Annotated in this window: 8 protein-coding genes; 1 reads left to right on the forward strand and 7 read right to left on the reverse strand. The window is 62.8% G+C overall.

All coding sequences use genetic code 11. The features are described from left to right. Positions 1–49 precede the first annotated feature (49 nt). Positions 50–181, forward strand: coding sequence for a hypothetical protein (locus AW06_RS20955; RefSeq protein WP_273704790.1), 132 nt, complete (start codon positions 50–52; stop codon positions 179–181). Between the two features lie 454 nt (positions 182–635). Here the strand turns inward: AW06_RS20955 and AW06_RS15800 are convergent, their stop codons facing one another. From AW06_RS15800 to AW06_RS15830, 7 genes are all read right to left on the reverse strand, one after another. Next, positions 636–4,982: a DUF4062 domain-containing protein gene (locus AW06_RS15800; protein ID WP_034951906.1), complete on the reverse strand. Its 4,347-nt coding sequence runs from the start codon at positions 4,980–4,982 to the stop codon at positions 636–638. A 109-nt stretch (positions 4,983–5,091) separates the two neighbouring features. Continuing rightward, a complete protein-coding gene (locus AW06_RS15805; protein ID WP_034951909.1) occupies positions 5,092–5,583 on the reverse strand; it encodes a TIR domain-containing protein in 492 nt (163 codons plus the stop codon). Between the two features lie 145 nt (positions 5,584–5,728). Next, positions 5,729–6,313 carry a hypothetical protein gene (locus AW06_RS15810; protein WP_034951912.1) on the reverse strand — a complete coding sequence of 195 codons (585 nt, stop codon included), beginning with the start codon at positions 6,311–6,313 and terminating at the stop codon, positions 5,729–5,731. 2 nt (positions 6,314–6,315) lie between these two features. After that, positions 6,316–7,458: a toll/interleukin-1 receptor domain-containing protein gene (locus AW06_RS15815; protein ID WP_034951915.1), complete on the reverse strand. Its 1,143-nt coding sequence runs from the start codon at positions 7,456–7,458 to the stop codon at positions 6,316–6,318. A gap of 10 nt (positions 7,459–7,468) precedes the next feature. Continuing rightward, on the reverse strand, positions 7,469–7,978 hold the full coding sequence (locus tag AW06_RS15820) for a toll/interleukin-1 receptor domain-containing protein (RefSeq protein ID WP_273704791.1): 510 nt from the start codon (positions 7,976–7,978) through the stop codon (positions 7,469–7,471). 393 nt (positions 7,979–8,371) lie between these two features. Continuing rightward, positions 8,372–8,947 (reverse strand): PIN domain-containing protein, encoded by a 576-nt coding sequence (locus tag AW06_RS15825; RefSeq protein ID WP_034951918.1) that lies wholly within the window; start codon positions 8,945–8,947, stop codon positions 8,372–8,374. After that, positions 8,944–9,411, reverse strand: a complete 468-nt coding sequence (locus AW06_RS15830) for a helix-turn-helix domain-containing protein (protein ID WP_034951922.1) — start codon at positions 9,409–9,411, stop codon at positions 8,944–8,946. The genes AW06_RS15825 and AW06_RS15830 overlap by 4 nt, the downstream gene beginning before the upstream one ends. Between the last annotated feature and the right edge of the window lie 446 nt (positions 9,412–9,857).

The following is a 9,857-nucleotide window of genomic DNA, read 5'->3' on the forward strand; positions in this document are numbered from 1 at the left end:
GGCGAGGTTGAGCTTGGCCAGATCCTGGTCGTAGTCGCCGGCGGTGGCGATGCGCGTTGACGATGGCGCGCGCCTGCTCGGCCGCGGCAACCGTCTCGGCGAGTGCCGCGCCGGGCGGCAGGGTCACGTGCACCTGCGTCTGCGAGAGGTCGTCGGCCGGCAGGAAGCCGATCGGCAGTAGCGGTACCAGCGCGAAGGGCGGATGCCTTCCCCGCTCCTGTCAAACCATTCGTTGGCGTGACTTGTTTGGCAAGTCGGTGATGTTCGCAACTGGATCGAAACAACGAAGCGGTACGGGTCTCAGTCAGTTCCGACAACAACGGGCGATCTCGGCGAGGGCGCAAGCAAGCGGAGCGGTCCATCGCCTCGACAGCAAAAGGCGGAGAGAACGGCGGGCGGCTCGAGCTCGATGGTGAGCCGTTTGGCCGATGAGCCTATGTGGCCGCCGGCGAAATGGCGAAATCGCTCCCGACGCCGGCCTGCGATGAGTCTTGTCGTAGCTCGACTACGATAATGGAAAACATTCCAAATCGCGAGCTTCCTTCGCGACCACGCCATCGATTGGATCAACGCCTGCGCGATCTCAAGCCCCTCGTCGCGCGCGGCGCATGGCGCAGCTGTCGGCCCGCGCGTCGTCATTCGCGCTGCTCGCGAGCGAGCCACGCGACCTGCGGTCGGCCATCTCGAGCCAGATATGCGATCCCATGTGAATCGATCCAGACGCGCGCCTGGGTTTCGCCCGAACCGAACTCCCTAACGAATGCTCGTCGTTCGCCCCGAAGCCACCAGACCAACGAGAGGCCGTTCTTGGCCAAGAGATCGACGAGGACGTGGCGTCGGGCAAAGAGTGCGTCTTCGCCCATGACCCAACCGGCGAGGCCGAACACCACGGCATCGCCATGTCGAACTACGCCGTGCTCTAGGTCCAACTGCAAACCCCAGTCCCGAAAGAGGCGTGGCCAAGGCAGGATGACAGGCCCGTGCTCATCGCGTCGGTCGGGGTCACCGCACGTACCGGTCAGGTACATCCAAGGCACGGGCAGCCACGCGTCGTGGCCGCTGTGGCCCCCGTCCTCCAGGCCACGATCAAATGAACCACCGACACCCGGCCATTCGGCGAGTTGCAAGTTCCAATCGCTCTCGAGGTCAATCCGGCCGATGCCCATCAGCTTCCTTTGCACCTTGGGGCGTTCGAGCGCGTCCAGGAGGCCGGGCAGGTCCGCTGACTGAATCAGCGCCGGCGTCAATTGCCACCAGATGTCGGCGTCGCGTTCCTGATTGAGACCCCATACGCCCGGCATGGCAGGGCTCGACCAGGTGTGTTCCGCCGCGACGCACATCCAGTGCCCTTCACCCCATTGCACGGGCAGGGTGGGCGCATGACTGATGACGTCGACGGCGGGCAGATCGAAAGTCTCGCTCGCTCCCCAGTTGCGCAGGTCGTCGTCGGTCGTGGGCCAGCGCGGCAAACTCGGAACCTGCCAGACGTGATCGTTGCTCGATACAGCCGCCGGCCGCGCGGGTAGTCCGAGCCAGCGCGAAGGATCCAGCACCTCAATGTACCCGATCTGGTGGGGCGTGTCGTATTGCCTCGGTCCACGCAGCGCCTCGGGAGTCATTTGGTAGTTGTCAGCCAGGAAGGCGAGCATGGTCTGCCAACTGATCCACTGGTACTTCTTGCCAATGCGCTCGGTCCTGCCTGCCCGCTCCATGCGGCTCTGGCCTCGGACCTCGGATCCCGTGTCGAATTCATTGAACCGATCTGCCGTCCAGCCGAGCCGGTTGCAGTTCCACACGACGAACCGCGCTGCCAAAGGGATGTCGAAGATGCCGCTCAGTGCTCTGCGGCTGGCTTCAGGTTGTCCGTCGCCATAGGCACGCACCGGCTCGGATGAATGCGGAAGTGGCTGTGACGAGAATGGTTTGCCGCCTGAGGTTGCGCCCATGACGTACCAATAGAAGTCATGGCCAAGGGCAGAACCAACTATGCTGCAGAAGCCACTGGAGGCATCCAACGCGCGCAACTCGCTCTCGCTCGGCACCTGATCCAAGGGCAGTGTGCTCCGATACGGAGGCCGTACACGGGACAGATCGACGTCGCAGAGCCAGTTTCGCTCGCAGGCTGTCTCGACGATCCCTCGTGCATAGTGGCGGATCGTGAGATGGCAACGGGGGCTATCCCCACCGAAGATCCCATCGTGGACCTGCCGAGCCGCTGGCGCGCAGATGTCGGGATGTCGACCGTCGATCATCACGCCCCAGGTGGCTGTCAACACGCTCTCCAAAACGTAGTCGTCGTTGACTGCCAGAAAGTCGGAGAGAGTCTTCGCAAGCACTTCGGGGCATGCAACGAGCACGCGGGTCAAGCCGCGCGTGGCGTGTTCCCGAAGCGTTTGCTGCGAGGTGGCGCAGACCCATGCCAGCAACCGGGCCGCAGACAGTGCAGTGTCGGCGTGGAGGCCGGTCAAATTCGACTCACTGGCCCACCGGATGAGGACGGAGAGGTTCGAACCATCATCTCGCCAGAGAGAGGCCAACTCGACCGACCAAATCGCGTCTCGTGCTCCCACACTGCGCCTTCGCATCAACCTCGGGTGCAGCACATGTTCGAGCGCGAAGGGATGGCCTGGAATGAGCGCCAGCCGGATCAATTCATCGAGATCGGCAGCGGTGCTGAGATGCGCACCACGCCGGCGATACGTCCGCCATAGGGATAGGCGATCACCGGCGAACTCGTCGGGTCGGCAGCGCCATCGCAGGCTGTCGGTGAATGCGTCGCGTAACTCGGCGTCGGGCATGATCCAACCTTGCGAGTCCGGAGCCTCGACCGGAATCAGCTCAGGCAATTCGACGCCAATGCGCGCGGGCGCGGCCAAGCAAAGGGCCTCCAACAATCCAGATCGCCGGTCAGCGAGTGGCTCCTCGGAGTGGCCAGGAGTTCCGAGCGCCCGCAGTTCACCGGTTGATGACAGGGCCGCCGCAAGTGCGGCGCGCCGCTCCGAGACCTCGCTCTTGTCGGCGAACAGCCGATCAAGTAGCCGATCGGCGAAGAACGTGTCCGACAACCGCTCGAATCCGAACTCGACGATGTCGTCATCGTCCTCGACGCGGTCGATCAAAGCACCCGCCGAGCACAGCAAGCCGACCAACCCGTTGACTCCGGTGGTGGTGTGTGCGATCTCGTCCGCTTTCACGCGGCTCAGACGGAAGCGGCCTGACGCGATCATCGTGGCGGCCAGCTTGTTGAGGCATCGCCGAACCGGCTGGCTGCGCGACGGATCAACCGTGAGTCTTCCCCTCGCGTCGGCCTCAAGCCGATCGATCCACGCGGTCCAAACCTCGAGCCACGATGGCAGCCAGTGCGATGGTGTGGAACGACCTTGCAAGCTCTTGACGAGCAGTTGAACGTAGAGGGGGTTGCCGAGCTCACCGATCGGCGGCGCTACTGGAGCGGTGACGCCGTAATGCGCGCAGTAGGCCAGCAATGCGTTGGGTTCGATCCCCGCGAAGCCCATGTGCCCGTGCTCCACCCACAGCGCGGTATGTCCGGAAGCAATGTCGGGTAGAACGTGCAGGCGGTAGTCGGAGCGCACGCTGAGCGCGAGCGCCAAGTGCGGCCGCTCCAGCACCTGACGCACGATGCCGTTGAGCTCGTTCTTCCACCTTGCGCGGTTAGGAGTTTCGTTGAGGGCGTCTACGACGATCAGCGCACGCTGGCCGTTCTGTGCAGCTGCGTTCTCGATAGCATCGAGGAAGCCGTCAAAGGACCCGGCGTGCCCCCAGAACTGCAACAGAGCACTGCGCAGGTCCCCCGAATCCGACAGCGTTTGCGCGAGTACGCCAACGGCAATCCCACCGGAAGCGAGTTCCCGTCGGATCTCGTGAACTAAGGTGTGCGTCTTGCCTTGTCCCGCCGGACCGGTGAGCAGGAGCACCCGGTTCTGCGCGAAAGAAGCATAGTCCCGAAGGAGATGCAACGCATCCCGAGCGTGCACGGCCACCTGAGTGAACCGGTAGCGCCGGTACTGGTCGCTCGTGCTCGATGACGGCGGGCCGGACTCTGCTGCATGCTCAAGTTCCCAGGCCTTGTCCTCTAACTGATCCAGGGTGTGGGCGATGAGGTCGAAGTCGGGCGGCGTGGCCCACCGTGGGTCTTCGCGCAGTGCTGAGGCAATGCGCTGGAGATCAGGCTTGAACGGCGCGAAGCCCGGGTCGTCAAGCTTTTGCCAGATTTCCGACAGCATGCTGTCCAGTGCATGGATCGCCTTCGGGCGGGCCAGGAGCCAATCGAACACCTGGCTCACTTCGGAGTCGACATGCGCTTCGCGCGTGTATCGGGGGCCCGCGTCATGTTCGACGCGGCGTGCATGCCGTTCGAGCCACTCCGGCAGCGGCAGCTTGTGGTTCGGATGCCACTGGCTCAACACAACGCGAAGGTGACCTTCCAACGTCGCGTCAAAGTCGGCCGTGTCTCGAAAGCGGTTGACTGCCCCCGTCCATCTATCCCGATCCTTGAACGGCGAGGCTTCGAAAAAGTCGTTCAGGAGGTCGAGTTGCTCTCCAGCAGGACAAGCCCCTGTGCTTAGCATGTCCAGCCGGTACATCAGCATCTCGGGAACTGCCGCTCCGCGGCGACGCGCGTGCCAGGCTCGATGGAACTCGTACTCGCTTCCGGAGCGGAAGGGCGCGCCATCGTCCCTGCGAAACTCGTTCGTCGGCAGCGGGGTGCCAAAGCGGCAACGGAAGATGCCGACGAATACGTCGCAGTCTTCCGGCACTGGCAATCTCCGATTGACCGACGCCTGCGGCGATGTCAAAGCATCGAATGGTATGCCTGTCGCCCAATCCCAGGCCACGACCTCGATGCGCGCAAACGAGGAAACCACGGGGTCGACATTGAGTCGCGCCACGACGGCATGGGTCGCCGTGCGCTCGGCTTGGCAATCGCTAGGCGACGACAGGAAGATGCGGACCGTTCGCATGAGCCCCTCGGAAAATATGTGGGGCACAGGGGAACGGCGGATGCAGCGTATGCCCGACGTAGCTGCTCACGCAGGTTTTCAGATGCGATGCGTTGGGGCCAATGTCCATTCAGTATTGGCCACGGATCTCGATCGCCTGCTCGATCCAGTCAGCTACGTTGTCGTTGATGTGCTTGTAGACGCTCGTGCTCGTCGTGAAAGGTGGATCGTACGTCTTGACGATCGATGACAGCTTCGTGCTGCCGAGGGTGAAATCGTTGAACGGATTGTTCCCCTTGTAGGACTGGTCACCGCCCGAATCCTTGAGGTTGTGAACGTGGATGCCGAGAACGCCCTTCCTGTCGCTCCAACCCTTTTCGATTTCGTAGTTGATCCACTTGCGTCCTGCGGTGTTCGCGCCGATGAGCACAACGACAACCGAACGCCCATACAGCTGTCCGTCGATCCATTTCTTGATCGCCGCCTCACCGCCCCTCTTCACGGCCTCCCAGTCGTTGTCTGACACGGGCCTGTTTCCTTCTACGACGCCCATGTTGCGAACCTGAGAAGCGCGCCAGTTGTCGGGTACGTAGTGAAAACTGTAGAAAGCGTTTCGCGCCATCGATCATTCCTCCTCAATGTAGGTAGGCAAGTGTGGCCCAGATCGCCAGGAATCAAAGGGCTCGAGCACCGCAACAACCGAGATCGGAAGGCTGCCGATGTGTCCTGCGTCCATCTGCCATGACTTCCGCGTTCACCCGTGCTAGTCACGCCGAGCCGCTGCTGCCGATCGAAACCAGGCGGTCGTGAAACAGCCGAGCGAAGTCGATGTCCTGCAAGGCTTCATCGGCTGTCCCCAATTTCTTCGCGAGGTCGAGTGCGGCGCCACCTGGTGCCGGAACGGGGAGCACCAGCGCGCCGGGATGGTGACGTCGGAAGAGGTCGAACTCGACCTCGACGCCTTCCATGCCACCGATGAAAACGGCTGCAACGAGATTGTCGCGCGACAGCATGGCTTCCCGCATGTGCAACAGGCTCGCGTCCCTGTCTTGCGGAACAGCGTCGGTGAAGACGACGTTGCCGAAGCGTTGATTCTCCTCGGGGAATCGATCCTCAAAGAAGCGACTCTGGTACAGCATCACGGCGCGCGCATAGTCGACGTTTAGGTCCTCGCAGATGCTCCAAATCATCGGCGTGATCGATGGGTGGCCGCCCCAGACGATCTGGTGCGTGCGGATGACGGCGACGACGAGTTCGCGCACGGCGCACTGAATCAGGAAGGGATTGGCGGTTTCGTGGTAGTGGGCGCGTCCAACGATTGGAACGCTGGCGGACAGGAAGATTGCGCTCATGCCTACGCCTCCCAGTCGGCGAACTGCCAGGCCGCTTCGCTGGCCTTGACCCACCTCGCTGTACGGACGTGCGCTCCGAGCCAATCCAGATGCTCGAGCCAGTGCGGATGTAGTCCGACGTGGTCGTACACGACTGCCGCCGGTCGGTCCGGCGATCGTGTGGCTGCGTCGTGCAAGCTGGTCGACGTAGGGACGCCGAGCGTCGGAAATACGACAACTTCCTTACCGTCGGCCAAGCGGAGGTGGATGGACTTGTGCGGGCCGACACCCATGACCCGGCCTTTGATGCGCTCCACCTCGTTTCGGAGTTGGCTCACGAGGTTGACGTTGCGTACGGCGTGGCTTTCGCTGCGGACTGCCTCCAGCTGAAGACAGATCCGCTCGATGGCTGCGTCTGCCAATCGTCCAGTCGCGGCGTCGACTTCCGTATGGAGGAGTTCAGCACGACTCGCCGTTGCAGTCCGTACGGACGGAGTCGAGTCTGGCCATGCCACACGCAGCACGGCGATGTTCTTGGCCAGCGCGCGTCCGAACTCGGCGCTGGTCCATCGACTGCCGAAGTAGTTCGGTGTGTCGAGCATGACCAGCACGTCTGAGTCGCAGAGTCGGTGCCACAGCATGGTTTGGAAGTCCTCGGCTGGCGCAATGCCGTGGGTATCGAGGAAGACATCGAAGAGGCGAGTGGTAAATGCATCGAAAAGCTGCAACGCGGCCTGCCGCGCCTCGTCGCGGCGGTAGCTCAGGAACACGCGCCGTTGGCGTGGGAGAAGGCCTGCACACTCGAGCAGTCCGGTGGCGACCCGTTGCGCACCGCCTGCGCGGTAGTCGAGGCAGTTGATGTGCCGCAGCGCCTCGGGAACTTCGTCGCGCACCTTCGCGATGTCAGACACGACAGGAAGAATGGGGATCGCTCGCTGCAGGAGCGCGTCAAGTCCGGTCGCGGTAACCCCCGGTGCGCCGAAGAACACTGCTGCCGAGGCGTTGCGCTGGTTCGGCGCAAAGGCGGCGGGGCGCACCGACCACCCCACTTCATGGCCCAGGCGAAGCCCAAACGCCTGTACGGCGCGGCCCACAATGGATTCGAGTTCGGCCAACTGGTCATCCGTCGGTGCCCCCAGCACTGCGAGTTCGTACAAGACCGGCATGGTGTGTTCCTCAGAGCGACCAGATCGGAACGGATGCGTAGATTTGTCCGGGCTGCCAGACTTCGACGCTGCCCTGGCCGCCCAGATCGACGCGTCTGTACAGCTGGAGGTATTCGTTGCCGTGCGTGCTCGATCCGTCGGTCGTGGGCACGATGAGGAGCTGGCCGGTTGGTTTTTGACCGTCGGCGTATCCGATCTCCCAAGGGCACCAGCGCGAAGCCATCGAATTGGCCATCGCTAGGAACAGGAAGTAGTGCAGTTCCTTGATCTTTTGCTGGATCTTGGTGGCGGTTTCGCGGTTGGGCTTGTCTGGCATCGTGGCATCCTCCCAATCGATGTATACGGACCAACCCGCCTTGGCGAGGAAGTGCACCAGGCCTTTTGCGAGATCGGCGTCGCGGTGGCTGTGGCAGAGGAAAGCGGTCTTCGCACCCTGTGTACGCGCTTCGGTAAGCGTGCGCGGTCCGAATGTCTTTGTTCTCTGACCAGCAGCGCGGAGGGTGTCGGTTCTGATCGGCATGGATCTCCCTTTCTTCGGAGTGCGAGGCTCAGCCGAGCAATCGCTTCAGGTTGTCCCAGTTCCAGGCCAACCTCGAACGGTGAATCGGGCAACCGCGCTTGGCTGATGATGAAGTCTTTGAGCACGCGATCGTGATCAAAATCAAAGCTGACGAAGACCCGCTTCTTCCCCACTTGGCTCTCCTTATAGACTCGTCTTGCCATCGCTCCCGAGACGCCGCCGAGCAAAACACCGCCAAGCCCAGGAAACAGCGCGTGCACGATGGCGGCACCGAGCAGTGTTGCGGCGACACCGTCGCCCGAGACTTCATCAGCGTGGACGGCGCAAAAGTCGCTGCCCTCGCGTGCATTGTGCGGCAACGTCGTCCTGTCCTGGTGGTGGCTTCGCAGCGGATCAGAGCACACATCGAAACGTCGTCAGTCCCTTTACAGTCTGGGTGAGGCCCTGCTTGAGCAGCACGTCGAGATAGCGGTCGACATCCATCGCTGGGTTCTTGAGCTGCTGGCGCTGCCGCTGCGCAGCGGCGACGACCGCGGCTTGATCGAGATCGAAGAGGTTCTCGACGAACACGTCGGGGTGTTGAGCTTCGAGGCCGAACAACTGTAGCACCTCAGCCGGAAAGTCCTTCTCGTTGAAGGTCACGATCACGCTGGCGTGGCAGCGAATCGCGACTGCGAGGACGTGCCGATCATCGGGGTCAGGAAGCGTGAGGCCGGCGACCAGAATCTCGTGCCCCGTCACCAGGGCGTCGGGGATCGCCCGATCCATCAGATCGGAGGTTCGATCGAGCTGTTCGGCGGTGAGGTCCGGGCGATTCTTCAGCACGTTGCGCTTCCACTCGTCGTGGATCTCAGCGCTCCAGCGCGCACGGAACCGCCCGGACAGGCCGAGCCACATCAGGAAGTCCCGTAGCGGCGCGGGGTAGAGGACGCAGGCGTCGTAGACCGCGGTGAACGGCGAGTTCCTCATTCGTAGCCCAGCCGCAGATCCTGGGCTTGCTTCGCCAATTCTTCCATCGCCTCGGCGCTGGCACGGTCACGCTCGGCCTTGAAGGCCATCAGATCGGTGAATCGGATGCGCCGATGCTTGCCGGCCTTGTGAAACGGCAGCGCACCGGTCTCCAGCAGCTTCACGAGATGTGGGCGCGACACGTTCAGCATGTCGGCGGCTTCCTGCGTCGTCAGCTCGGCGTGGATCGGCACCACCTTGACGGCGTTGCCTTCGGCCAGCTCCGACAGGATGTCCACCAGCAGGCGCAGAGCAGACGTCGGCAGCTCGACCTGGTGCGCCTGATTTTTTTCGTCGAAGATCTGGATGCGCTGAGTCTCGAACTGGGTGCTCAGATAGGCCGCCAGCGCGCGCTGGCTCTGCACGGCCGCCGCGACCTCGCGCTCGACGGGCAGCGTGGTTTCGAGGGTTGGGGCCTGGGTCATGACATCTTCCGGATGTGGGTGGGTCTGGCTATCGTAGTCGAAACAAACGAAAAACGCAATAAACGAAACGTCGACTGGTCAGCCCAGCTTGAACTTGTTATCTGCCCGGGTCCTCCGCAGAAATCCTCTCCAGTGCCTGATCCCGGCGCTAAGCCGATGACTGACCGCGCATTCATGACGCCATTTGTGCAAGCGTCATGGCGCCGAGATCAGGTTGTCTGAGTCTACTCCAACTTGCCGCCGGTTGTAGCGCCACCAACACGGCCTGCCTTCGCCTGGCGGCGCGGATTCCGCCGCCGCGCCTACGGCGTCCTGGCAGCCCACGCACCGCTTGCAAATAGGCCGGCGAACAGCTTTTCGCTCATGCGCGCGGCTTCGGCAGGTGCTGGTGGATCCAGGCGATGGCGTCGTCTACGAAGGTGAAAACGACCGGGATGACCAGCAGG

Source organism: Candidatus Accumulibacter cognatus (assembly GCF_000584975.1).
Classification (GTDB): domain Bacteria; phylum Pseudomonadota; class Gammaproteobacteria; order Burkholderiales; family Rhodocyclaceae; genus Accumulibacter; species Accumulibacter cognatus.